This is a genomic window from Priestia sp. D3YE.R1, assembly GCF_049199565.1.
GTDB classification, from domain to species: domain Bacteria; phylum Bacillota; class Bacilli; order Bacillales; family Bacillaceae_H; genus Priestia; species Priestia aryabhattai.
Genome location: NZ_JBLTHW010000001.1, coordinates 1,983,146 through 2,008,564, shown reverse-complemented (window position 1 = coordinate 2,008,564; position 25,419 = coordinate 1,983,146). Strand labels below are relative to the sequence as shown.

Annotated in this window: 24 protein-coding genes and 1 pseudogene; 3 read left to right on the top strand and 22 right to left on the bottom strand. The window is 39.2% G+C overall.

The window, feature by feature from the left end:
• Nucleotides 1-12: 12 nt before the first annotated feature.
• The 8 genes and pseudogenes from ACOZIR_RS10710 to ACOZIR_RS10675 form a co-directional block, all read right to left on the bottom strand.
• Nucleotides 13-198: pseudogene (locus ACOZIR_RS10710) on the bottom strand (pre-toxin TG domain-containing protein); the annotation flags it as partial.
• 12 nt (nt 199-210) lie between these two features.
• Nucleotides 211-432: a hypothetical protein gene (locus ACOZIR_RS10705; RefSeq protein ID WP_045292217.1), complete on the bottom strand. Its 222-nt coding sequence runs from the start codon at nt 430-432 to the stop codon at nt 211-213.
• The gene (locus ACOZIR_RS10700; RefSeq protein WP_237758447.1) at nt 389-649 is read right to left on the bottom strand and encodes an RNase A-like domain-containing protein; all 261 of its coding nucleotides are present in this window, start codon (nt 647-649) and stop codon (nt 389-391) included. Before ACOZIR_RS10700 ends, ACOZIR_RS10705 begins: the two co-directional genes overlap by 44 nt.
• An 81-nt stretch (nt 650-730) precedes the next feature.
• Nucleotides 731-943: a hypothetical protein gene (locus tag ACOZIR_RS10695; RefSeq protein ID WP_080890172.1), complete on the bottom strand. Its 213-nt coding sequence runs from the start codon at nt 941-943 to the stop codon at nt 731-733.
• 264 nt (nt 944-1,207) lie between these two features.
• Entirely contained in the window at nt 1,208-1,564 is a 357-nt protein-coding gene (locus ACOZIR_RS10690; protein ID WP_025751570.1) for an Imm3 family immunity protein, read from the bottom strand.
• 15 nt (nt 1,565-1,579) lie between these two features.
• Entirely contained in the window at nt 1,580-3,967 is a 2,388-nt protein-coding gene (locus ACOZIR_RS10685) for a T7SS effector LXG polymorphic toxin (protein WP_160297356.1), read from the bottom strand.
• Between the two features lie 205 nt (nt 3,968-4,172).
• Nucleotides 4,173-4,445, bottom strand: coding sequence for a DUF5344 family protein (locus ACOZIR_RS10680; RefSeq protein WP_045292218.1), 273 nt, complete (start codon nt 4,443-4,445; stop codon nt 4,173-4,175).
• Nucleotides 4,446-4,451: 6 nt separating this feature from the next.
• Nucleotides 4,452-4,805, bottom strand: coding sequence for a YwqH-like family protein (locus ACOZIR_RS10675; protein ID WP_045292219.1), 354 nt, complete (start codon nt 4,803-4,805; stop codon nt 4,452-4,454).
• A 336-nt stretch (nt 4,806-5,141) separates the two neighbouring features.
• Here ACOZIR_RS10675 and ACOZIR_RS10670 point away from each other — a divergent pair, with 336 nt between their 5' ends.
• Nucleotides 5,142-7,274, top strand: coding sequence for a GDYXXLXY domain-containing protein (locus ACOZIR_RS10670; protein WP_421535571.1), 2,133 nt, complete (start codon nt 5,142-5,144; stop codon nt 7,272-7,274).
• A 221-nt stretch (nt 7,275-7,495) separates the two neighbouring features.
• Here the strand turns inward: ACOZIR_RS10670 and abc-f are convergent, their stop codons facing one another.
• From abc-f to ACOZIR_RS10640, 6 genes are all read right to left on the bottom strand, one after another.
• Nucleotides 7,496-9,124, bottom strand: coding sequence for a ribosomal protection-like ABC-F family protein (abc-f, locus tag ACOZIR_RS10665; RefSeq protein ID WP_045292222.1), 1,629 nt, complete (start codon nt 9,122-9,124; stop codon nt 7,496-7,498).
• Nucleotides 9,125-9,494: 370 nt separating this feature from the next.
• Complete coding sequence (locus ACOZIR_RS10660) at nt 9,495-10,817, bottom strand: alpha-glucosidase/alpha-galactosidase (protein WP_045292224.1); 1,323 nt, start codon at nt 10,815-10,817, stop codon at nt 9,495-9,497.
• 26 nt (nt 10,818-10,843) lie between these two features.
• Nucleotides 10,844-11,674 carry a carbohydrate ABC transporter permease gene (locus ACOZIR_RS10655; protein ID WP_045292225.1) on the bottom strand — a complete coding sequence of 277 codons (831 nt, stop codon included), beginning with the start codon at nt 11,672-11,674 and terminating at the stop codon, nt 10,844-10,846.
• Nucleotides 11,674-12,606, bottom strand: coding sequence for a carbohydrate ABC transporter permease (locus ACOZIR_RS10650; protein WP_016766148.1), 933 nt, complete (start codon nt 12,604-12,606; stop codon nt 11,674-11,676). Before ACOZIR_RS10650 ends, ACOZIR_RS10655 begins: the two co-directional genes overlap by 1 nt.
• Nucleotides 12,607-12,695: 89 nt before the next feature.
• Nucleotides 12,696-13,955, bottom strand: coding sequence for an ABC transporter substrate-binding protein (locus tag ACOZIR_RS10645; protein WP_025751562.1), 1,260 nt, complete (start codon nt 13,953-13,955; stop codon nt 12,696-12,698).
• A gap of 311 nt (nt 13,956-14,266) precedes the next feature.
• Nucleotides 14,267-15,301: a LacI family DNA-binding transcriptional regulator gene (locus ACOZIR_RS10640; protein ID WP_310878585.1), complete on the bottom strand. Its 1,035-nt coding sequence runs from the start codon at nt 15,299-15,301 to the stop codon at nt 14,267-14,269.
• A 333-nt stretch (nt 15,302-15,634) separates the two neighbouring features.
• On the opposite strand from ACOZIR_RS10640, the gene ACOZIR_RS10635 reads away from it, so the two are divergent.
• Nucleotides 15,635-16,390 carry a hypothetical protein gene (locus tag ACOZIR_RS10635; RefSeq protein ID WP_421535570.1) on the top strand — a complete coding sequence of 252 codons (756 nt, stop codon included), beginning with the start codon at nt 15,635-15,637 and terminating at the stop codon, nt 16,388-16,390.
• Between the two features lie 261 nt (nt 16,391-16,651).
• Here ACOZIR_RS10635 and ACOZIR_RS10630 read toward each other — a convergent pair whose 3' ends face one another.
• From ACOZIR_RS10630 to ACOZIR_RS10610, 5 genes are all read right to left on the bottom strand, one after another.
• Nucleotides 16,652-17,305, bottom strand: coding sequence for a class D sortase (locus ACOZIR_RS10630; protein WP_310878583.1), 654 nt, complete (start codon nt 17,303-17,305; stop codon nt 16,652-16,654).
• 62 nt (nt 17,306-17,367) lie between these two features.
• Nucleotides 17,368-17,928 carry an LPXTG cell wall anchor domain-containing protein gene (locus ACOZIR_RS10625; protein ID WP_310878582.1) on the bottom strand — a complete coding sequence of 187 codons (561 nt, stop codon included), beginning with the start codon at nt 17,926-17,928 and terminating at the stop codon, nt 17,368-17,370.
• Between the two features lie 369 nt (nt 17,929-18,297).
• Complete coding sequence (locus tag ACOZIR_RS10620) at nt 18,298-19,434, bottom strand: glycerate kinase (RefSeq protein WP_421535569.1); 1,137 nt, start codon at nt 19,432-19,434, stop codon at nt 18,298-18,300.
• A gap of 20 nt (nt 19,435-19,454) precedes the next feature.
• Entirely contained in the window at nt 19,455-20,723 is a 1,269-nt protein-coding gene (locus ACOZIR_RS10615) for a GntP family permease (RefSeq protein ID WP_045292233.1), read from the bottom strand.
• A gap of 126 nt (nt 20,724-20,849) precedes the next feature.
• Nucleotides 20,850-21,950: a sugar diacid recognition domain-containing protein gene (locus tag ACOZIR_RS10610; protein ID WP_340142000.1), complete on the bottom strand. Its 1,101-nt coding sequence runs from the start codon at nt 21,948-21,950 to the stop codon at nt 20,850-20,852.
• A gap of 157 nt (nt 21,951-22,107) precedes the next feature.
• On the opposite strand from ACOZIR_RS10610, the gene ACOZIR_RS10605 reads away from it, so the two are divergent.
• Nucleotides 22,108-23,292: an iron-containing alcohol dehydrogenase gene (locus tag ACOZIR_RS10605; RefSeq protein WP_421535568.1), complete on the top strand. Its 1,185-nt coding sequence runs from the start codon at nt 22,108-22,110 to the stop codon at nt 23,290-23,292.
• A gap of 32 nt (nt 23,293-23,324) precedes the next feature.
• Here the strand turns inward: ACOZIR_RS10605 and ACOZIR_RS10600 are convergent, their stop codons facing one another.
• From ACOZIR_RS10600 to ACOZIR_RS10590, 3 genes are all read right to left on the bottom strand, one after another.
• Entirely contained in the window at nt 23,325-23,672 is a 348-nt protein-coding gene (locus tag ACOZIR_RS10600; RefSeq protein ID WP_045292237.1) for a DUF805 domain-containing protein, read from the bottom strand.
• Between the two features lie 161 nt (nt 23,673-23,833).
• Nucleotides 23,834-24,835 carry a DUF3231 family protein gene (locus ACOZIR_RS10595; RefSeq protein ID WP_045292238.1) on the bottom strand — a complete coding sequence of 334 codons (1,002 nt, stop codon included), beginning with the start codon at nt 24,833-24,835 and terminating at the stop codon, nt 23,834-23,836.
• A gap of 252 nt (nt 24,836-25,087) precedes the next feature.
• On the bottom strand, nt 25,088-25,366 hold the full coding sequence (locus tag ACOZIR_RS10590) for a hypothetical protein (RefSeq protein WP_028412968.1): 279 nt from the start codon (nt 25,364-25,366) through the stop codon (nt 25,088-25,090).
• Nucleotides 25,367-25,419: the final 53 nt, after the last annotated feature.

Here is a 25,419-nt window from a genome sequence, read left to right as displayed (position 1 = left end):
CCTTATGCTTTGTTACGGTCTTTTCTGCTTTGTTACGGTCTTTTCTGCTTTGTTTACGCGAAGTACGTATTCTGCTCCTTCGCTTCCGTATTTCACCACTTTCCCTGGCACTCTCGCAAAGCCGCCAAAGACAATTCCTGCTCCAGAAACAGAACGGTCAAAACTAGATAGTTCATTCCCAGTACTAGGATCGGATCCTACACTTGCTTCCTATCCACCTTTTACATTGGAAACCACAGGCACCATATCCGCTACAAAAGAAACAGCTGCTAGACCATCTTGTTGTTGCTTTTTGGCTTCCGTTTCATATACACTTCTTGCAATTTCAGACTTTTTATAATTCGCATATAGATACGGATACTTTTTCAACTCTTTTTCTAATTTTGCTTTAGAATGAGAAAGTGCAGCAAGGTCTCGCTGAACCTTTAGCAACTTTTTCTGCTGTCATTCTATTCTTAAAAGTTGAAGAACCAGTAATTTTAGGATTAGTTTTCAATCTTTCTAAAAGTTGTTCATCAGTTTTCCTAACATGCCTCTCTATTAAATGCTCACCTTTTAACTCATGTACAGCTAATCCACCACCTGGCGCTAGAGAGCTTTTATCTCCTTGCTTGACATTTCCCGTACCCTTACCATCAAGCTTTTCCACTTTCTCCAACGTTTTCGACTGGCCTTTTGAAACACGTCTTCACCACTTCTACTGTCTGAACTACTTTTTCAGCTTAATCGGTTAAATTAACATTTTAAGTCCAATATATAGTTTTATTTTACAATAAAAAGCACTTGTTGCCTTTAATCGACAATCAAGTGCTTTAAGTTCATATGTTTTTAAGTAGCATAAACTTGTAAGTTTTGTAGTAACAATATGACACTCTTTATGTGTCGTGACAATCATTACCTTAAAGCTTACGGGGTTGTACGAGTTCGTTAATTTAGTATCCATTCCGTGTGTTTATATTCACCGCCCAGTATAATGTCATCTCGCCTAAGCTCGTATTTTGTTTTCTATTCTATCATTGCACATTGTACTTCATGATGGTACTACTTTCATGGGCTCTGAATTTCAGCATATCATCATTCGTGTTGTCCAAAGCATAAAATATCACATAGAAAGCACCTGGTTCCCTAAAAGGAAATCAAGTGCTTTTTAGTTAATTACATCATTAATTTATAATTTAAAAATATTCTTGTTCAATTTCGCAAATAACTACTCGGAATAAGGGTTATAATCTATCTCAACCTTACTAAGACCATCTAGTACTTTCTCTATCCTATTAGTCAAGTCTACTATTTCTTCATGTGTTAGTTCATTTGTAACATCTAAATCTTTAAACACACTTAATCTCTTTGTTATCCCTTCAGCATATCCAATAAAGACCTTATTTTTGGATAACAATATTTCACCTACAGCAGTATCTACAATAAAGTCTTCTACCTTTCCAAGATTTATATATTCATTAATAGTTCTTGCTATTGCATATTCATGTCCCCTATTTAATTTTAAATAATCATCATAGTCTTCGTTAATCGCCTCAAATATTTCATTATATTCCCAGTCTTCCATGATGTCACTCCTCTTTTATGGTTTAAGTCTTTCACCGTTATTGTGAATAACTTCCAATTTAATATTCTTATATTTATCAGCAAATTCAGCTATTACTTTGCTACAACTATCACACGTATCTAGTTCTGTGAATAACTTAATTTCACCAGTAGCATTTACATCATTACCCAGTTTTAAAGCAATTTCATTCAAAATCTTATACTCTGTGTCAGAATCTCGCATATAAGGTTTTCCATCCTTACCAGGTGCTAGAGATGCCTCAAAAATTGGCTCATTTGGTTTTAATGAAATTTCAGGAACTTTTTCTTCTAAATTCCCTTTAAATTCATCTATTTTACTTGAAGCATAAAACTCCTTTTTGTTTAAACTATTAACATCCACCTCTGCAAGGGCAAAATTACCAGCTTTTTTATATTTACTTGATAAATTCCCTCTTAGCTCTTTCACTCTATCAATTATATGTGCTTCCGCAACTGAATCTATTTGTCTGGTTGGATACACTTTTCCCGTACCCTTAGCAACAGCTTCCTGATCATAAACCCCTTCAACATTCGCTTTACTATCAGGATTTTCCACTTTCTCCAACGCTTTCGACTGACCTTTTGAAACATTCTCCATCTTATACGTCGTTAACCCATGTAACTCTTCACCCAAGGTCTGTCGAGGTAACGTCTCTCCTATCCCTACCAGTTGAGGTTGAGGACGTAAAGTCGGCATCTCCGCATCTAGTAAAGGTTTGATCTGCTTTTGAAACGGTTCATACACCTTCTTCGACCAATTGCTTGCTGCTTTTGGGCTGACGACATTTCGCATATCGCTTAATGTTTTGGTCGCTTTATGGGCAGGTACACGCGGAACGTTTGTTATTTTTGGAACGGATTTTACCGCTCCTGCGGGTTTCGCTCCTCCAATGACGCTCGCAAACAGAAACATGCTGTTTTCCCAGTGCTCTTTTGAAAGAGGTTTGTCCGGATTAAGTGCCTGCTGCCCTACATCTAAGAGTCCCATCGTTGCGTGATTGACAAAGTCATACGGTGAATCAAACGATTTTTCCCCTCGTTCATTCAACTCCTCTTTGAAGGAAACAGCTCCATCAAATCCGCCCATCGTTATATAGTTTCCAAAGTCATACAAGGAGTTGTACCGTTTATCTGCTCTCTCCCCCATACCGGCCCAAACGTCTTGTGCTACGCCTTTAGTACCCGTAACTGTGCCTTTTGCTAAGGTGACAGCACCTTCTCCTACGTCCTTGACTACAGCTTTTATACCGGTTTCTTCTTTTTTAGCCGCAGGGTTCTCGCAGATTTCTGTAAAGTCAAAGGATTCAGCAGTTTTTTCAGGTGTCACATCTCTAACCTGACCCTGACTCATCACCGACTGCATAAGCATTCCCTCAACGCCCGTAGCGTTTTGAAGAATCTGTTGAGACGCTAGCATGCCCACAGTTGAAGAATCGTTGAGCGCCTGCAGGTATGGACTTTTTTCAAGTTCCACTGCTTTCTCTGCAGGTGACAGTTCCGCTAGTTTTTTCATGTTAGCAGGTGCTGTATCCTGCTGAATTTGCGTTAGCACTTCTCTTATGTAAGGCGAGTTTTTTTCAAGCTTGTGAATTTCTTTTAACTGTTCAGCAGGCGTCATCGCCTGAAGCTGAATCAGTTTTTCAAGGCCTACTTCCTTTATCACTTTCTCTTGTTTTTCTTTTCTTGTCAAGGTTGTTTGAATGCCTTTTTCAAGAACCGAGACGCCTCCTGAATGGGTCATCGCTTTTTTCGCCAACGCACTCAGCTCACTTACATTGCCCGGCTGAATGGAACCATTTTGAAACCCAGCTTTCACTTTAGAAAGCAGCGAGTTTAAAGACGTCAGCTGATCTTGAATGGCTGAAAGGCTTTGCGTTTGCTGTTCGTCAAAACGGACTAAATCGTTCATCGTTTTGTCCGCTTTGTGTTTTGCTTGTTCTACTTCTGTTAAAAAACCTTGATCGTTAAGCGCTGAAACAGAAGCAAGGTGACTGATTTTTTGAATCGCTGCATTCGCTTGATCGACAAGCGAAACGGTTGTATTTCTTGTTTGATTTAAATGCGCAGGAATAGTGTCTTGCAGAAAGGGCTGCGTGATGTAGCCTTCTTCGCTCGGTTCGAATGAGCGCAGGGCATGTATGATTTGAGTTAGTCGAGCTTCATAGGAAGTGAGTAATGAATGATACAGCGTTAAAAAAGAAGCATGTCCCGTTTCGTAAAAAGACCGAATCGCTTCTCCTCCTTTTCCTTTAAACGCATCATCTAAGCTTGAAAATGCCTGAACCTGTGAAATCAGGCTCTGAATTTGTTCTTTTTGACTTTTAATAGAGTCTAAGATAGCTTGAATATTTTCGTGAAAAGCATCGACATCAAGTGTTTTCAATAATCTGTAACCTCCTAGCTGTATCGATGTAGAAAAACAACAAACGGTTAACGAACAACCGCCCGTCATTTTTCTAAACCTAAGCGGATGCTCCTCTTTACAAGGCTTGCATCATCCTCTAAATAAAACCTTTTTATTTTATTTGAATGCTAAATTCATGGTGTTTGAAAGGTTGTTTTTGATAGCTTTATATAAAATATGAACATTATTTAGCGGCGTTTGCAGCTTTTTCATCTGCTTCTTTTATGGACTGCACGGATTTTTTGGTGGCGTTCAAATCATCGAGGAGCGTTTGCTTGTAGTCCACAATTAACGTTTGCAGCTGCTGGTTCAGCTGGTTTAATTCATCGAGCACCGCTAGATCTTGTCCGCTTCCTACGTGAAACGGAAAAAGCGGCTGAAACTGCTGCGCAGCAGCGCTTAGATCACTAAGCGTTCTATTAATTTCACCATCTATTACTTTAATTTCGTCTGCCATATTGCATCACACCTTATCTTTTGCTTCGTCTTCTTGCATTTTAATGGCGCGTTCCATCCCTTGTATATCCGATTGAAGCGCCGTAATTTTTGCATCAATTGTCGTAAGGGCATCCGTCAGCTGACGGGTCAGCAAATCATCGTATTCATCTAACATAGCCGTACGAATGTCTTCAAACCCAACAGCAAGGCTGCCTGACCAAGTGGCGGAAGTGAGCTCTGGTTCTTTTACCTTTTCCTTTGCACGTTCAAGCTCTCCTTTGACTTCCGTTAACGTGTTTTTACTAGCGGTAAGCTGCTGGATATCTTCATGTGTCTGCTTCACTTGGGTATACAGATGAGCAACAAACATCTCATTCATATGATGACACTTCCTTTATATCTATCTCTTGATTCTTCTAACAGTAATTCCCTTTTATAGCATATCAAATAAAGAAAGAGAGCACATCGGCATGTTTTCTTATATTTTTTGGGAATAATGTAGGTTTTTAGTTCAATACCCAATCTTCAGGATAAAATAACCAAAACTATCTTACCATTGACAATTTATCAAGATTTTTGGACTACTTCACTTGTTATTTCCATGCCACTAAAAGGCCTTTTTACACAATTTTTTTGTTAAAACGCATTCATTCTTTCTATTTCCAAATATTTAAACATGCGCTAGTATATACATAATATAAAGAGGAGGTTGAGTATGAGAGAAAAGCTCGTAAGACTCGGTTATTTACTGGGATTGGCTCTTGTTTTGTCCGGCATTTTATATTTTTTCGCATCGAACTGGCAAGGCTTTGACCGCTACACTAAAATTGCGCTGAGTGTGGGGCTGATGCTGCTGTTTTACGGAAGTGCATTTTCGGTGCGAAAGCTGCTTCCTCAGCAGGCGTTTTTAAGTCACTGGACGCTTTTGGCCGGCGCTCTTTCATTTGGATTAAGCATCGCGCTTCTTTCTCAAATTTACAACACGCACGCTGAATCGTACTGGCTGTTTTTAATTTGGCTTGTGCCAGTTATTTTGTTTAGCTTTTTTACAAAGTATCAGCCGTTTTATGTGTTATCGTTTGTTTTATTTCAATTCACCATGGCTTTTTTTATTTCACCAACAGGCGCAGTCTCACAGCGAGGCGAACACGAGACGCTTTTACTTTACGCAGGAATGGCGTTTGTGAACTTACTCATCTTTTGGATCATAAAAAAGAAACAACGCTCGTCTCCTGTGATCATGTATGCGGCGTTTTGTTTGTTTCACTACATTTTTTTAACTGTTTCCCTGCCGGATTTCACAGGCAGCTCTAGCTTACGGATTGGTCTTATTATTTTTTATTTGCTGTTTTTACTAAGCTCCTTTTTTTATTTTTCAAAAGTGGAGCCGCAAAGGTCATTTTTAGGGATTTCCATTGTGGCATTTGCTTTATTTGTTATTGAACAGTTTTTCTCTTTTATTTTTAAACACTACGCTGAATGGTCGCTGTTTTTAGCTTTAGGGTTCGTGATTTTGTTTATTGGTGCAAGCGTGTGGTTTGTCAAATGGCTCACTGCCAACACTTCAGCACAAAAAACCTCGCTCCGCGTGATCAAACGTATAGCGGTGATTGGGATTACGGCCATTGCATCGGTAATCGGCAGCAGCTCTTTAGGAGGACTTGTCACACTTATTACAGGAACGTACCCAACAAACGGAATGCTTGTGATTGGCGTTTTGCTGATTGTGGCATGTTATTTAATTAAAGCAGATATTCCAACGGTAAAATATACGCTTTTAATGATGGGCGTATTAATTAGCGGCGGCGCTTCTTTTTTTGTGAACGACATTCCGTTTTTTATCTACGTCATCGCACTTGTAGCGCTTTTAGTATTCACGAAGCATACGCCCGTTCGCCTGTTGCTTTTTGTGCTAGTGCAAGGGCTCCTGTTAATAAAGGTTCCGACTGCTTACTATGACACTATCAAAATAGATTATGTGCTGCTCGCTTTGTTTCTATTAAATGCCGCTGTGTACGCGATAAACGTACACCACGCGTTTAAAAAAGCAGCACTGCTTCTTGCTTTTATCTTTTTACTGTCGCTGACTGAATTAAGCGAACCTTCTTTTTTAAATATTATTTACTGCACGGTGTTTTTTGTAATTTCGACCGTCTTTTTATTTGTGACGGTACGAAAAGAGCCAAAATATGATTTTATTGTTGGCATGATTTTCTGGTTTGTTTTTTTAGCGATGAAATATTACGACTTTGTGTGGGATTTATTTAATAAATCACTTGTGCTCGTTATTTTAGGTCTGATCTTTCTTTTCTTAAGCAGGAAATGGGACCTGTCAACGCCTGATCAGCCCCAGCCGTCGTTTCTTGACCGCAGCCGAACCGCTGTATGGATCATCATTCTTGTTCAGCTTATTATGCTGGGCGGCATTTTCACTAAAAACGAAGTGCTTCTTCAAAACGGAAAAGAAATTAAGCTCGCTTTACAGCCGATCGATCCACGCTCGCTGCTGCAAGGCGATTACGTTGAGCTGAATTACGACATTGCGCACGTTACCTTACCTCATGTAAAAGACGGTGAAAAAGTGAAGCTCGTTCTTCGCCCTAACAAACAAGGTGTGTATGAATACACAAAAATCTACCAAGCGGATGATGACTGGAATAAGCCGTATACTTCTAAAAAGAAAGACGTTGTCATTACGGGCAGCTATCACGACTGGGGAATTCAGTACGGCATTGAACATTACTTTATTCCAGAAGGAACCGGCAGCAAAGTGGAAAGCGAAGCTCGTTTTGCTACTGTACGCGTTGGAAAAAACGGAGATGCCATTGTTACAAAAGTAGGCAAATAAAAAAACAGCCGCTTCAACATTGAAGCGGCTGTTTTTTGTTTTAATTGATAAATACGCCGGTGATCATCGTTAAAATAAGAAGCACAAAGAAAATAATGATTCCATAGCCAATCTATTTTATTCTTTTGGGCGTTCCTTTTACATTCATATCCGTTATTTTTCCTTCAATACGCTTTTGATGTTCAGTAACATCATTGTATTCATTGTTAGGCGAAGTGATATTACCCTTCCTTTCTATTTAATCGTTTTCTTTCTTCTAACAGCTCTTCATATCTTTTTTCAAGCAGCTGCTTTTCTTTTCCTTCTGGCGTGATAGAAAGCTCGCTAATCACTTTTGTTAATTGTAATTGAAGCGCAAGTTTCTCCGCTTCATTTTGCTGCTGTGACGCTTTTTTGCTTTTACCCGTATCTTCAATCGCCGCGAGCTCCGCTTTAGACTGTTTTAACGTCAAAACATGCGTCGCAAGCTTTTTAACAAAATAGCGGTCGTGCGTCACAAATAAAATCGTCCCTGGATAAGCTTTTAACACTTCTTGAAGCGCTTCTTTTGTATGAAGATCAAGATAGTTGGTCGGTTCATCTAAAAGAAGAACATTATAATTTCCTAAAAAGACTTTTGCTAATGCCGTTTTGACTCGTTCTCCTCCGCTTAGCATCTCTACTTTTTTATACACGTCTTCACGTTTAAAAAGTAAGCGCGATAGCACCGTACGAATAAACTGCTCGGTGTACGGACTGTCTTCTTTAACGTTTTCTAAAATGCTTTTAGCGGGATTTAGATTTTCAAGGCGCTGATGGAAAAAGCCGAGTTTTACAGGCTTCGCAACCATGATTCCTTCTGTTCGCTGCTCAATCATATTCAGCAGCGTAGATTTTCCGGCGCCGTTTTTGCCGACAATCGCTACTTTCGCTCCTGGCTTCACACCGCCTTTTAGGTTTTGAAACAAGATATGATTACCAGCTGATGCTGAGACTTTGTCAAAGCTTAGTACCTGCTTGCTGTGCACTTGGTGAAACTGCGATAAATCAAAATGAATTTCTTCCATTTCTTTTGGCTTTTCTTTTTTCTCCAGCTTTTCAATTCTTGTTTCAATCGCTTTTGCGCTTCTGTCTAGCTTCGCTTTTTGTTTTCCGACCGCTCGCTTATGAAGTCTCGCTTCAGAGTTGCCCATGCGGCTCGGCGCTTTTTTAAGCGACTTTGATTTTTGGCTTTTTTCTTCAGACGCCAGTTCAAGCCGCTGCTTTTCTTTTACATACTGTTCATATTCAAACTGCTGTCTTTCAACTGCGTGTTTTTTTTGCGTCACATATTCTTGATAATTGCCTTCATAACAGTGAATTTTGCCGCCTTCTACTTCCCAAATAGATGTACAAAGGCGGTTTAATAATTCTCGGTCATGTGAAATCAGCAGCAGACTGCCTGTAAAAGACTTCATTTCTTCTTCAAATTTCTCTACGCCTTTTACATCTAAGTGGCTGGTTGGCTCATCGGCTGCAAGCAGTTCTGCGCCGGATGAAAGAGCAGCTGCAATTTTCTTTCTTGTTTCTTCTCCTCCGCTAAGAAAGTCCGCTTCAGTTGGCACACTCCACTGACTTTTCATCTCAGGAGAAACGGCAGATGTAGGTTGAACATCAATCTGCGGAATCAGTGCGGCACGGCCATATGTTTGCACAATCCCTTGATCTGGACTCATTTTTTTCATTAAAATATGAAGCAACGTCGATTTGCCTTCTCCGTTTTTTCCCACAATTCCAATTCGCTCTCCGCGATGTACTTGAAGTTTCTCTGCTTGAAACAGCAGGCGATCTCCATAGCTTTTTTCAATATTTATAGCTTCTAACAATAACATAAAAAAACCTCCCTAGGATTTCTAGAGAGGATTAGAGGTCATAATTAGGCATACGCAAATATGCACCCTTTTATAGAGTAAAAAAAGGGAGAAATCACTTCATATAAGACATATAGAAATGGCACCTAAAAATGTACAGACTAATCCTATCTAGACAAATGTTCATTTAAAATAAAGTTTTAAAAGAATGTCTAAAAAAATAGGATTACTTATCCATTGTCTACGGTACCTTTCCTTTCTTAGTATAAAATGACTTGCTTCTTACAGTGTATGACGAACATTTTTAAATGTCAATATCCATTTGGATGATATTCCCTTCTTTTCCTACGTACAAAAGATCCTCAGCTGATCTCAGCCGAGGATTCTTTTATTACACGTATTGGTTCACTTTCCCTGTAAAATCAGGCAGCCACTCGCCGTGTGCTTCAATTAAATCATCGCACATACGAATGATGTCATCCATAGATAATTCCGCATTTGTATGAGGATCTAGCATCGCAGCTTGGTAGATGTGCTCTTTTTTTCTAGTGACAGCTGCTTCAATAGTTAATAATTGCGTATTAATATTCGTGCGATTTAACGCCGCAAGCTGCTCTGGTAAGTCTCCTACATAAGTCGGCATAATGCCGCTTCGGTCTACAACACATGGAACTTCTACGCACGCTTTTGTCGGCAGGTTACTAATTAAGCCTCCGGTATTTAATACGTTACCCGCAAATTTAAACGGCACGTTTGTCTCCATTGCTTCAATAATTCTAGAGCCGTACTCATGTGAACGTGTATGAGTTAACTGGCTGTTGTTAACCATTTCTTCTCTCATTGATTCCCAATTGCTAATTTGCTCTTCGCATCGGCGCGGGTATTCATCAAGAGGGATGTTAAACTGATCAACAAGATTTGGATATTTATGTTTAATAAAGTATGGATGATACTCTGCGTTATGCTCAGACGATTCGGTAATATAATAACCGAACTTATCCATTAGCTCAAAACGCACCATATCGTGATGCTTTGTTCTTTGTTTTTCTTTTGCCAGACGCTTTATTTCTGGGTATAAGTCTTGTCCATCTCTTTTTACTTCTAGCAGCCATGCCATATGGTTAATGCCTGCGATTTTCTCTTGTATTCCTTCATGATCCATTCCAAGAGAATCAAATAAATCTTTTGTACATACTTGAACACTGTGACAAAGGCCTACCGTCTTTACATTGGTATAGCGCAGCATTGCACCCGTTAGTGTTGCCATTGGATTGGTGTAATTTAAAAACAGCGCATCTGGACATACTTCTTCAATATCTTTTGCAAAATCAAACAGCACAGGAATCGTGCGCAGTGATCTGAAGATTCCTCCAATTCCTACTGTATCTCCAATCGTCTGACGCAAGCCGTATTTTTTAGGAATTTCAAAATCAATGACGGTGCTCGGTTTATAACCCCCTACTTGAATGGCGTTAATCACGTACTTTGCTCCTGTTAAAGCTTCTCTGCGGTTCAAATAGGCTTTAACCGTAATATTCAATTTATAGTTTTCTTTTAGATTGTTTAGCATATTTTCCGAATCTCTTAAACGCTCAGCATCTATATCGTATAGCGCAAATTCAAAGCCAGCTAAAGCAGGCACAAACATGCAGTCTCCTAAAATATTTTTTGCAAAAACTGTACTTCCCGCTCCGATAAATGTGATTTTAGACATCGTCATCTTCCTTCCTCGTATTGGTTTTATCCTTTTACAGATCCTGATGAAAGCCCTGCAATAAAGTATTTTTGTAGCACTAAAAATAAAATGGTCATTGGAAGCATCGCAATAATCGCAGCCGCTCCTACTAAGCTAAGATTATTTTGATTTTCGGCAAAAAAGCTTGCTAACGTAACGGTTAATGTATGCATTTCCTTATCTTGAAGGAAGAAAATTGCAAACTGATAGTCGTTCCAAATATAGACGCTGGCAATAATTAAAATGGATGCAGTAACAGGCTTTAGCAGCGGAAATACGATTTTAAAGAAAATCGTTAACGTGCCGGCCCCGTCAATTCTTGCTGCTTCCTCGAGCTCTTTAGAAATAGTGGAGCGAATGAAGCTCGCATACAAAAAGATCGTTAGCGGCAAAAATGCTGCAACATTGTTTAAAATAGCAATTTGGTACGTGTTCATCATCCCCATATTCACAACCATTTTGTACAGCGGAACTAACGCTGTTAGAGGCGGTATTACCATCACGGCGATAAAGATAAAATAGACGTACTTATTTAGTTTCGTCTGGCGGCGCGCTAGAGGATACGCAGCCATTGATCCTAAAACAATAAGCAGAACCGCCGAAACGAACGTAATGATAAACGTATTCATAAAAGAACTGCCTAAATTCGCTTGCTCCCAAGCCGCTGTGAAATTTTCAAGGTGTATGCTTTTTGGAAATACCCATTTGGAACTAAAATCCCCGGTTGCTTTTAAAGAAGTCGTAACTAGAATATAAAAAGGGACAATATGAACGAGAGTTATACAAAGAGCTAGAAAGGTAAAAAATCGTTTTTTCCGTTTATTTGTATAGTCCATCACGCTTCTGTCTCCTTTCGTTTAAAGTACACAAGTGCTGATAAGCTAATGACTAAAATAATGAGCGCCATGCACACACCTTGAGTTGCTGCATAGCCGGCGTCTTGTCTTCTAAAATATAAGTCATACATAAAAGTAGACATCGACTGCGATGCATCTCCAGGCCCTCCTCCTGTCAGCGCAACAATGACGTCAAACAATTTTAAACCTCCGATAATATTTAAAACGACGTTAATTGTAATCGAAGGCATAAGCAGTGGAAGCGTGATGTTTTTAAACTGCTGAAGAGCCGATGCTCCGTCAAGCTGCGCTGCCTCGTAATAATCTTTTGAAATACTTTGCAGCCCCGCTAAATAAATAATCATCGCAATTCCAACGAATTGATACGTATTGACGAACACGATAATCCAAGAGTTAAGCTCTGGAGTTCCCAAAGCATTAATTTTCTCAAAGCCTAAAAATACAAGAAGGTCATTTAAAGCGCCTCCTTGGTAGGCAAAAAAGAAGTACCAGATATACCCCATAATAATTGGGCTGATAATAACTGGAAGATAGACAATTGTTCTTGTTACAGCTTTCATTTTAATGCTTTGATTCAGAAGCAAAGCGTATAACAAGCCAATAATGTTTTGGAAAATTGTACTGCCTATTCCGTAGAGCAGCGTATTTTTTATCACAAGCCAGGTCGTTGGATCTGCAAGCAAACGTTTATACTGCTGGAGCCCAATCCAATCGTACGTTTGTGAAAATCCATTCCAATTAGTAAAGGAAAGTCTAATTCCGTTAATAAAAGGATAGATAATAAAAACGGTGATAATTACTAAGCCGGGAAGGTACATCCACCATAAAGAGGACTCTGTTTTTAATTTTTTCTTTCGTTTTTCCGTATCTCTTACTACAGAAACCGGCTCTTTCCTGACTAATTCATTCATCGTGTTCACTCCTATTTCAGCTTGTGTTGAAAAGAAGCAGAAACCTATCTCCCTGCTTCTTAGCGAACAAGGAACTTTTGCACACTATTTTATTGTTTACTGAGACGCTTGTACTCTTTTTCCATCTCTTTTGATAATTGCTTTGGCGTTAAACTTCCCGCTAGCAATTCTTGACCTGTAGAAGACATCACTGCCCACATGCCGCTCGGTAAATACTTCCGGTCGAAGTATGGCTCAACTTTAATATCGCTATACTTATCGTAGTATTCAGAGTAGTAGTTTTGGGTTTTATTGTTTGTCAGAGCCGATGCTGAAGACGTTCCTTCGGCAATCTTTTTGGCAACTTCCGGCTGTGACACAAATTCAATAAATTTTTTCGCTTCTTTAAGGTGCTTAGAATCCTTCCACGCAGCAAGGGTAAAGCGCTCTCCGCCAATCCAGCTTTGCGTGCCCCCTTTATGAATAGCAGGCACCGGTACCGTTCCTACTTTTACTTCAGGATTTAATTCTGTTGCATCCGGTCCAAGAGATCCGCCCACAAATGTGAAAGCAATTTTATTTTGAGCCATTAATTCCGTTGCTTGAGATACTTTTGCGGTTAATACATCTTCATTCAGCAGCCCTTTTTTCTTCATTTCTGCCATTGTTTCTGCTAGCGGCGTGTAGTTTGACCAATTGAATGTCCCTTTTTCCAACTGCTTAGCGTAGTTCTTATTTTTTGCTGTAATAAGCTGAGGTGTAGCCAGCTGATCAAACACTTGAGCAATATTGCCATTTTCCCCTCCTGGGATCCATAGAGGCGCTACTTCTCCTTTGCTCTTCTTTTTTACTGTTTCTAATGCTGTTATAAATTCATCCATTGTATTAGGAGGCTTTATTCCGTATTTTTCTAACAGCGTCGCATTATAGCTAATTCCGTCTTTTGCTTGATTTAAAGGATACGCATACACTTTGCCGCTTTTATCTTTTAAAATTTGATTTAGCGCCGGATCCAAATGCTGAACCCAATCCATATCTTTTAAATCTGCTACATACTCCCCGTAGCGAAGCTGAGACCAGCCGTGCGTATCAAATAAATCCGGCATATCATTTGCACCCATTTTCACACGAAGCATATCTTCATAGCCGTTACCCGGAAAATTCGCATCAATTTTAATATCTGGATTTTGTTTTTCAAACTCTGCAATTGCGTTTTGAAGCGCTTTTCTCTCGCCTTTATTACTCATCGTAGAAAAAAGCGTTAACGTTGTTTTCCCATTTCCGCCTGTTGCCGCTTCTTTATTTCCGCAGCCCGCTGCCACAACAGAAAAGACTAGTAATAGAACGAAAAGATACGTAAGCTTTTTCATTTATCTTCTTTCCTCCTCATACTCTATTAAGTTATAAATAACTGAATATTCAGTATTTTAATCATAGACAAATTCATTGCACAACGAAATAAAGTCACTTATAATTTAATCCTATACTTTTACAAAGGTTCAAAGAGTCCTAGAGATGAAAAAGCTTTTTCATTTACATACTTATCTGCCAATAAGTATGTAGTTTCTAGGGCTTTTTAGCCTGCTTTTTTTATGATTTTTTCTATTTTTCTTCCCCCTTACCACTCTTTATGTATGAATTCTGCTTTTTTATCACCCCCTTTCGAGTTATAGCTTTTAGGTTACTGCTTCTTGAGTAAAGCTCCACAGCTTTCACGGTAAATTAATTTAGTCGGCACCATGACTTTTAAAGGAATAGACCTGCCGCTTAGCCGATCTACTAGCATTTTAACAGCCTGCCTTCCCATTTCTTCGGTATATACTTTAACCGTGGTGAGCGGCGTGCTCGCAAATGCTGCGACATCCACATCATCAAAGCTTACAATCGCTACGTCTTCAGGAACCTTTATATTTGATTGCTGCAAGGCACGCATTGCTCCTATCGCCATTGCATCACTTGCGATAAAAAATGCCTCAGGAAGATTTCCTTGCTTAATCGCTTGTCCCATCAGCTCATATCCTTCATTCATTGAATATTCGCCGACATAAACTTTCTCAGAATCGAGCAGGCCTTTTTCATGCATAACGCGTTCAAAAACCGTTTGACGCTGATCTTCAATAATAGAACTTCCATTGATATAATGTTCTCTTTCTGTCCCTCCGATATAGCCAATTCTTTTATAACCGAGGTCAAATAAATGATTTAATGCATGTTTAGTAGCTTTCTCAAAATCAATCCTGACCGAATCGTACAAATCCTCATCCGCTTTGTGATTGATAAAAACAATAGTATCTAAATGATTGCTCACTTCTTGAACCGTTTCTGGACTAACTCTTCCCACTACAATTACTCCATCAAGATCCTGCAGCAGCTCTTCTTGCTTCATACCTTTTAGTCTAAATGACTTTACTGTAAAAATTTCTTTTTCTGCGCATTCACTCTCTATTCCATGGCGAATAGAAGAGAAAAAAGGGTCTACTAGCTCTTCTTCAAGGGATTGAGCAAAAATAATACCTATCCTTGGAGCTTCTATGTCTTTTCCGTTTGCCGTTCCTTTTCGTATCTTCACAGGCGTATATTGCAGCTCCTTGGCTGCATGAAGAATGCGCTCACGAGTAACCTCAGATACAGAAAGCGTATGATCATTATTTAGTACTCTGGATACGGTTGAACTGGAAACATTAGCGTACGCCGCTATATCTTTTAAAGTTGCCATCTTTTTACCTCTCTATTATAATCTTCTATTTTTACTAAATATTTATCTCTTATATTGGAAGAATAGCACATTAATAAAACGCTTTCAATAAATAATTTTAAAATTTCAGTAAATTTATTAAAATATTCCCCAAAATTCTTCATTTCTTTTGTTAGTCCCACCGTTAAAATGACAAAAAAGCCGCTATTACTACTTTGTCTTTATCACACCGCACTAAAACTTAAGTAAACTTTTAGTAAACATTAATTTTCGTAAGAATTTGTTCATATTTGATATAAAACGGTTTGTTGGGGAAAATAAAAGGAGAAATACTGATAAGGAAAGAGAGAGCCTATGATTAGCCAACATTCTTATTTTCAACAATGTCTGCCTGCCCTTCAACAATTGCATAATATGAATTTCACGAAAGAACAGCTGTTGCAAAAAGACTTTTTAATCGGACAAGAACATGAACTAAGCATGTACTACTCGCCCCATAACGATTACATAAATCCGGACGCTCATATTATTATTGCCGGCATCACACCAGGCTGGTTTCAAATGAAAACCGCTTTTAAACAATGTGTTTCCAGCCTGTCCCATCATCATCCGCTTGAACAAGTACTGTACGAAACAAAAAAAGCCGCTAGCTTTAGCGGAACGATGAGAGTAAATTTAATAGACATGTTAAATCGATGCGGCGTTCAAAAAGCGATCGGTATGGACAGTGCCGCTGATTTATTTGCTTCACAGCGAGATATGCTGCATACAACGTCCGTACTGAAATATCCCGTATTTTACAAAGGAAAAAACTATACGGGTCATCAGCCCCCAATTGAACGCTCAGCGCTTCTTTCGCACTATGCTTTTGAAGTGTTTCCACAGGAATTGAACAAAATAAAGAATCCGTGCTTAATCGTTCCGCTAGGAAAAGCAGTTGAAAATGTTTTAAGAAAACTTTCGGGTGAACCTTTGTTTTCTCGGCATACGTATTTATTTGGCTTTCCTCATCCATCTGGAGCAAACGGACATCGAAAACGGATATTTGAAGAACACCTAAGTGAATTTATGGAAATTATTGAGGGGTGGGCTGTAAAAAGAAAGAGTTAAAAACAAAGCACATGACATAACTAAAAAAGCAACGTCACTTGGGTTTCATAGAATTCTATTTACGACAAAAGAACGAGAAACATCGATACTTAGAACCTTTATCAAGAAGTCTTACAATTGAGGGAAATTTTTTATTTTCCTTGGGGATAGGGCTACAATTGTATTTTTTCACAAAAAAATAATTATATTAGAAGTTGTCCAGGTTCAAAAAAATTTTTAGACAAAATTAAAAGCGACTTACCCCTAATAGGTATATCGCTTTTAGTTTTCTATCATTTTAGCTTGAATAATGTAGCGATCAGGTGCTTTTCCAATCATGTCAAATGGATAGCAAGTTGTTAGTGTAAGTATAGGCTGATCTTTAGGAACAATGACTCTCCGATCTTCTTTATCTGTAATCCAAATTTTATTAATTTGGTATTCGTAAAGCTTGTTATCAAACTCGACAATTAGACTGTCACCTATTTTAAGCTCACCTAGCCTTGTAAATACGGTGTCTCGGTGCCCGCTTAATACTGTGTGTCCCATTCCCTTTGGGCTAGTAGTTAAGTCACTCACAAACATCCCTACACCTCTTTTTAAAGTATCTGCATCCGTTCCCCAGTATACTGAATATCTTAATTTCAAGTTAGGAATAACAAGATTAGCAATTTTTTGACCCTTTTTATAATCATATTCTTTCATTTTTTCGGGAGATTTTTTTTCAGCTTGTGCTAAATTCATATTGCTAGGTGATTTGTCTTGATTAGCTTTTAAAAATTTTTGACCTACATCTTCTTTTTCCTTTGTTTCATAATGCTTTATTTCTTTTTGAGAAAGGACTTCTGACGATGACTTTCCCACCTTCCATTCAAAGAAAGAGTAACTCGCCACTGAAATACCTACAACAAAAAGACATATGCCCAAAACTCTCATAAGATCACCTCTATAAAAAAGAGACAGGAATAATCCCGTCCCTATTCAATATATCTAGTATATTATGCTTTTGAATTTTTTCGACGAGTAAATACTACTATACCAGCAGTCGCAACAGCTAAACCGGCTGCTACACCAAGTGGGTTATTACTTGCCGTTTCAGGAAGCTCTTCGCCTTCTTTTTTGTCACCAGTAGCTTTTTGCTCTGAAGAAGAGTTATCTTCTTTAGTAACAGCTTCTTGTTTAGTTGAATCGTCAGTAGCGGATTCTTCTTTTGCAGGTTGCTCTTCACTAGTTTGTTCTGTAGTAGTCTCTTCTTTAGTTGTGTCTTCTGAAGTAGATTCTTCTTTCTTAGCAATGCCATTGATTTTAGAAGTATCATATCCCGATGGAGCTTCGCAAGGAATACCATCGTCTACTTTATTACCCCATCCGTCTAAGCGCTCAGGATCGTTTGTTGCTGTGTATCCTTTTGAATTCCAGTAGTTTACTACTTCATCATAAGATGAAAAATCAGAACAGTCTTTATCCAAACCGTTTGATTCTGCTGATGCTGTAGTTGCTACAGTACCAATTCCCCCAAATGTTAACGCTGCCGCCAAAGCAAATGTTACTTTTTTCACTTCTTCTACCCCCAATATTTGTGTGTCAGATTTGCTAACAACTTCATATTAAAATCTTTTTCTACCAATTTCAACATTTTATTGGGTTAACGTCCATATTTTCCCTATATCCTTCATATATCCCTATTTTTCACGATAATGTTATTAACTTTATACATTTTGCCTCATGTTAATAATTCCAAATAAGTTTTATATTTCCTTATTGATTTTTTGTCCATTTATACAATGTGCTTATGATTTATTACAAACTAAAAATTCTTCTAGCATTTGAAGACGGTAAGGAGAATTCCATTATCTATAACTATATTTACTTAATATTTACTTAATCTTTTTTGTTCCAAAGATATTTTAAATAGGGTACATGAGTTTTCATTTCATTGTCAATCGCATTATAGATGCCAAGCTACCTGCTGTTCGCTCAACATTTTCACTCGCTTTTTCAAGTGCCTCAGAAAGCGAAACAATTCCTGGAACAATACTAAATAACGCATTGATACCGTGTTCATACACAGCTTCGCTTCCCACTCCAATGCTCCCTGCTATCGCTATCACCGGAACGCTATGCTTTTTTGCTGTTTTGGCTACGCCAATGGGTGTTTTTCCGTAAATGGTTTGACCATCTATTCTTCCTTCACCGGTAATGACAAGATCGGCATTTTTAATATAGCTTTCTAGCTGAGTTGCTTCAATGACAATGTCTACACCTGGCTTTAACTCCGCAGATAAAAATGCCAGCAGGCCGCCGCCAAGCCCTCCTGCCGCTCCCGCACCAGGAACGTTCTGAATATGAATATCCATTTCTTTTTCAATAACCGCTGCGTAATGAGCTAGATTACGGTCAAGCTGTTTAACCATATCAGGAGTTGCACCTTTTTGAGGGCCAAATACCGCAGATGCTCCGGTTGCACCCGTTAACGGATTGTCTACGTCGCACGCAACTTCTACTTTGACTTCAGCAAGCCGAGAATCGAAGTTTGTAAGATCAATAGCAGCTAACTGGTTTAAACTGCCGCCTCCTTCTTTTATTTCTGCTCCGTTAGTATTAAGAAGCTTTGCCCCTAAAGCTTTTGCCATACCGGCTCCTCCATCATTTGTAGCACTTCCTCCGATGCCAATAATGATATGCTTCACTTTGTGATCTAACGCTTTAAGAATGAGCTCGCCGGTTCCTCGCGTTGTTGTGACAAGCGGATTGCGTTTATCGACAGGGACATGATGAAGGCCTGAAGCGGCTGCCATTTCAATAACAGCCGTTTTGCCGTCTCCAAGAATTCCGTAAAAAGCTTTCACCTCTTTCCCTAACGGTCCAGTTACTCGCGCTTGTATAACCTCTCCATCCGTTGCGTCTACAAGCGACTGAACAGTTCCTTCTCCACCGTCTGCCATAGGTACTTTACTAATCTCCGCGTTAGGAAAATGAATTTTTATTCCTTTTTCAACCGCTTCACAAACGCGCAAAGCCGTTAAGCTTTCTTTAAATGAATCAGGTGCAATCACAATTTTCATAGAAACACTCCTTTTTGTTTTTACCCGTATAGCTTTAATACACCAAATATAAGCGTGGATACAATTGCCATAATGAGTCCAATAAGCGATTCGTAAGGGATTAATTTTAAGCGTTCTTTTATTTTCATGTTTACACTTCCGCCCGTTGCGTGGAAAAAGCTTCCGTGCGGGAGGTGATCAAGTACGGTCGCTCCGGCATGAACCATAGCAGCACCGGCTAAAGCAGAAACGCCCAGCTCTAAAATCGTCGAGCCAAAAACTTGGCTTGCGACTGCTGTTCCTGCCGTTGTCGAAGCGGTTGCCGCTGACATAAAAATACCTGAAACCGGAGCTAAAACATAAGCTGGCAATCCAATGGCAGACAAGCCTTGAATAATCACGTCTTTTAGCTGAGAGTTAGCAATAATTCCTGCTAGTGTCCCAGTTCCGAGAAGCATAATGGCTACACCTGACATTTTCCCTAATCCAGAAATAGCATATGTATTAAGCTGTTTTCCTTTTTTCATCACAATGGCACCAACAATCCCTCCTGCAGGAAGAGCAACCATCGGATCAATATTAAGATCAAAAAGCGGGCGCAGCGCCAGTAGCACGATGGTAACAATTGGTGCTATGATGGCCGTTAAAAACAGCGGCAAGCTGCTTGCATCCACTGTATCTATTTCTTCAATTTGAACCATTGTTCCTTTTTTCACTAATCGTTTGGCTACTATATAAGTAGCCGTTACGCCAAATATAGCAGGAATAATTCCTGCAGCCATCACGGATGTAAGCGGAATATTAAATGCATCTGAAGCAGCAATGGCGTTAGGATTAGGAGACATTAAATTTCCTGCCTTTCCTCCTCCAATCATCGCTAATAAAATAGCTGGCTTTGACATACCCGTACGTTTAGCAATCGCTAAAGCAATAGGGGCTGCTGTGATCACAGCCACATCAACAAACACGCCTACTGTGGTTAGAATAAGTGTGGCTAGCGCTAGAGCTAAAAGTGCTTTTGTTTCCCCGAGTTTTTTCACAATGGTTTCTGCTATAACCGCTGCAGCACCTGATTCTATTAATACGCCGGCTAATACCCCAGCTGCAAGAATCCGCAGCACTGCGGGAATGATGCCTTGCGCTCCTTCAATCATTAAAGTAACGGTATCAGCAATATTAACTCCGCCAATCAGTCCTCCTATTAAAGCTCCGGCTATCATTCCGTATGCAGGAGCCACTTTCTTTAGAATTAATATAATGGCAATTACTAATGCACAAATCGCGCCTAATGCGCTTACTTGAACGTCCATAAAGCATCCCCTTTCTTGTTTCTTCTATCCCCAATGCTAATTGTAAGCGCTACCTTTAATTCTTTCATTAGTCATTTCAACAAAAAAAGACCTTACTATCGCAAGATCTTTTATGCACGTGCACAATTATGAAATTTTAGATAGCAGCATTGCTACATATAGTTCAAGAAGGTCTTTTACTTTCCTTGGATCTTTTCCCGTGATATCTTGAATTTTATCTAAACGGTAGCTTAGCGTATTTCGATGAATAAAAAGCTTTTTAGCTGCCGTGCTTCCTTCGCCATTTTCTTCTATGTAGATCGTTAACGTTTCGATAAGCTCTTTTTTCTTATCATATTCCTTAAGCTTTTCATAGTATTGCAACAGATCATGATTTTCTTGAAAACCGGCGCGTTGACGTAACAGTACGGGAATTTGATAATCCGAATAGCAGTAGAAATCAGCTTCTGGATGAAGCTTTGAACCAACCGAAAGCGTATCTTTCGCCTGCTGATACGATATATGAAGGCCTTTAAAATCAGCTTGAACAGATCCTGCAGATAACTTATAAAGGCAATCAGACGCACGAAGCTGCTTTTCCAGCTGTTCAGCATAGCTGCTAGCGCTGCCGGCTTCTATAGATTTTAATAGAACCACTCCGTCTGGAAGCATAGCGTATAGATCATTATTAGCTATGTATTTCTTTACAACCTTCATAACTTCATGGCGATTTTCAGCTTTAATAATTAGTGCCATTCTTGGAAGGTATAGGTTAATATTAAACCGATTCGCTCGTTCAAAAAATAAGGAATCAAGCGGCTCTTCTTGTTGAAGAAGCTGATGAACCACCTCTTCTTTTAATCGTTCATCCCACTGAATTTCCTCTATTAAAATCATTTCTTGAAAAATCATTTCAGCAGCCATACGCACGAGCTTTCCGTAATTACGAATCTGCTCTGGCAGTCCTGTTAATCCCACAACCCCAACAATTTCTCCGTTAAAGAAAATAGGCAAATTCACGCCTGGTTTGGCTCCGCGCAGCGAGTCAGCCTGCTGCTGATTAATTTCGTAGGAACTGCCGTTTTTTAATACCATCAACGCTCCTTCGTGGATTTGATCCATTCGATTTTTGTCACCCGAACCAATAATGACTCCTTTTTCGTTCATTACGTTAATGTTGCAATCAATAATCTCCATTGTTCTACACACAATTTTCTGAGCTAATTCTTTTGTTACGTATCTCAACATTCCCCATCCTTTGCCTCTATCAAGTAAAGCTCATTTTTTTCGTGACAGCTAATTTGCATTCAATGAAAAATTTACGATACTTCATTATAATATACGTAGAAGCAAAACCACATCTTTGAAATCGCCACCAAAACAGTACCTACAGGAGGACGAAAGAATGACTGTGTCAAAACTAGTTTTCACCCCTCTCAGTTACACAGGATGGGGATCACTTCAACAACTGCTTCCGGAAGTAAAAAAATATCACCCTGCTCATATTTTAATCGTCACAGATCCCGTGTTAAAAGACATTGGACTTGTAGATAAAGTGAGTGCTCCTCTTATCCAAAATGGATACGAAGTAGATGTATATGCAGATACGGCACCAGAGCCGCCTTTAGCGCTTGGTGAAAAACTCGTATCTTACGCAAAAAGCCGAAAATTTGATTTAGTCATTGGAGTTGGCGGGGGGAGCGCATTAGATTTAGCAAAACTTACGGCCGTTTTAGCCGTTCATGACGGAGCTGTAGAAGAATACTTAAACTTAACTGGCACGAAACAAATTACGGAAAAAGGACTTCCAAAAATTTTAATTCCCACTACTTCCGGCACAGGCTCAGAAGTAACGAATATTTCTGTATTATCTCTTGAAAGCAGCAAAGACGTTGTGACCCATGATCATTTGCTTGCGGACGCCGCGATTGTAGATCCCGAGCTTACGCTGAGCGTTCCTTCTAAAGTACCGGCGGCTACAGGGATTGATGCATTAACTCATGCCGTTGAGGCTTATGTATCGGTGAATGCAAATCCAGCAACGGACGCCTTAGCCCTAAAGGCTATACGCATGATCAGCTCTTCTTTAAGAGCAGCTGTAGAAGATGGCAAAGATAAAGAAGCGCGAACTCAGATGAGCTACGGAAGCTATTTAGCAGGTCTTGCTTTTTTTAACGCCGGTGTTGCTGGGGTTCATGCACTTGCATATCCGTTAGGCGGACAGTTTCACATTTCTCACGGTGAATCAAATGCCATACTGCTTCCATACGTTATGGGCTATATCCGCAGCAGCTGCGTGACAAAGATGCGGGATATTTTTGAAGCACTAGGCGGAAACGCTACTTCTTTATCAGAAGAGAAAGCTTCTTATCAGTGTGTAAAACAACTGCAGTCACTTGTCAAAGACGTCGGAATTCCTCAGACTCTTCGCGGATTTGAAATTCCAGAAAATGCCCTTCAAAAGTTGACAGAAGATGGTGTCCAGCAAAAACGAATTCTCGCTCGCAGTCCTTTGCCTCTTCATGAAAAAGACATACGAGCTATTTACCAATCTGCTTATGATGGAACTATAGTAGAACCTATGCACTAAAAAACTCCCCCTTATATAAGGGGGAGTTCTATTTATGCTGCTTTGGCCGTTGTACCAAAACGATTCTCTTTTGGATCGCTAGGCTGGCAGAATAAAACAATTAGCCAAATACCTCCAATGAGTGGAACCAATGTAATGAGCTGCCACCATCCGCTTTTTCCCGTATCGTGGAGCCTTCTTGCTCCTACCGCTAACGAAGGGACTGCAATCAATAACGAGTAGATTACAGGCAGAAAAAGAGGCTTATCAATAATGAACTGTATCAAAGACAAAATAAATGAAATAACAAAGTTAACTAACACAAACATCCAGTATTCAGTTCGGCTTGCTCGACCAGAAAATACCCCGTAATTTTTTAACACCTTTATGTACCATTTCATCTGCAACATCCTCCTTTTTTATCATATAATTGTAAATTTATAGTTTATGTATCCTTTTTATTCAAAAAACAAACCGTTAAATGAACAAATAACGGCATTTTTTTATCCAAAAGAAAAAACTTCTTTAAAAAAAGAAGTTTTCTTCATGCATTATGCTTTTTCTATTTAATCAAATCATTTCGGTCTTCCATACTTGGCGGTTCCTCAAGCCATCCGTTTTTGGCCATGATTTTCCCCCCGTCTTGCCCGTATGTTAAAATGTCTTTGGCCGTACTGACAAGTGTAAGAGGAAGATCTCCACGCAAACTAAACGCAGTGCCTAAAGCGTTGCTTCCTAGTCCAAAACTGCAAAATAAACTCACGCAGTACATCATTAGTTTATCCGAAAAAGGTGCTACTTTTGACTCGGTCGCTTTCGCACCCCACGTCGCAGGCGTCTGAATATCACTCTCCAGAAGAATTTTACTATAATCACTTACAACTTTTTTAGCCAGCTCTTTTCCTTTTACAAAATACTTCTTCACTTCAGGTTCATTTGCTACTTGAGCAAACCCCGTGATCATTTGCATACCAAAAATGTTGCTTTCAATTGCATAATAAATATGTGCTACCTCTACAGTATTTAATGCCCGTTTACTCGAAAATAAATGGATTCCATTCATGTAATCTGTGCCTTCAGCAAACTTCACTGTTTTAGGTACTGAAACAGCTGGAGGCCTTGGAAGCACGTTTTTTTCCTGAAGATAATCTACACATTTGTCATAGCCACTTTGCGTGAAAGCGGTAAGCTCTTTATATAGAGAGATCATGTCTTTTCTGTAGGACATGGTTAAATGAAGCGTATGTAGCCCCATGCTAATTTCTTTTAAAAGGCGAAGAAACATAATATCAAACATTTTATCATAAAGCTTAGGAACACCGACATTTACGTCTTTTTCCGTGTATCCTACCGGTATGGCTGCCCCTTCATTTTTTAGAATCGTTTTGATATCTTCAATATAGTTCACCACTTGCATATGCGTATCTTGCATAATTTCTTTCGCCTTGTCATCTTCTGCCTGAACAATAAAATATTCTAAAATCCTTCGAATCATTGTCTTTTGCTGATAGGTCATCCAAAGAGTAGCAATTTCACTTGAACTTAAGGGTATTTCTTGACTCATAAACTAAACCTCCTGCTAGAGATACATAGAGCTCTATTTATTCAAAAGTCGGCATCTGTACAAGTGAAGGTTGTATTCTACTTTAACGTTCATTCACGTAATCAGATACAAAACTCTGTCTCTTCCTCAATTAATTCTGCTTCATTTACTATGCACAAACTGGAAGAATTCTATGTATTTCTCCTTGCTTTTAAATGGAGCAAACAAAAAAAGCCCCTTTCCATTCAAGGCGCTTTTTCAAAGAAAACGGTTTTATTCCGTCGTATCAGAAATTCTTTTGTAGCTTCCGCACTTTTTTAGATATTGAATAATATCTTGATCTTTTACACGCTGGATAGCTGTTCCAAACAGTTCTGCTGCTACCTGCATGCGTTCATGTTTATGTTCAATGGTCATAATATATCGAAGCGCATCCACAACCGGTGCATTGTGACGTGTACGACGAGTTATGTACTCGTGAATGGCTTCATTTAACCCTTCCGATTCCGCTTGTTGAAACTCAGGTTTTCTTACTGCTTGACTATATACCACTTTTTTGCCACTCCTTCTCCTCATTTTTAATCATTTTTTATCTCTCTTTTATT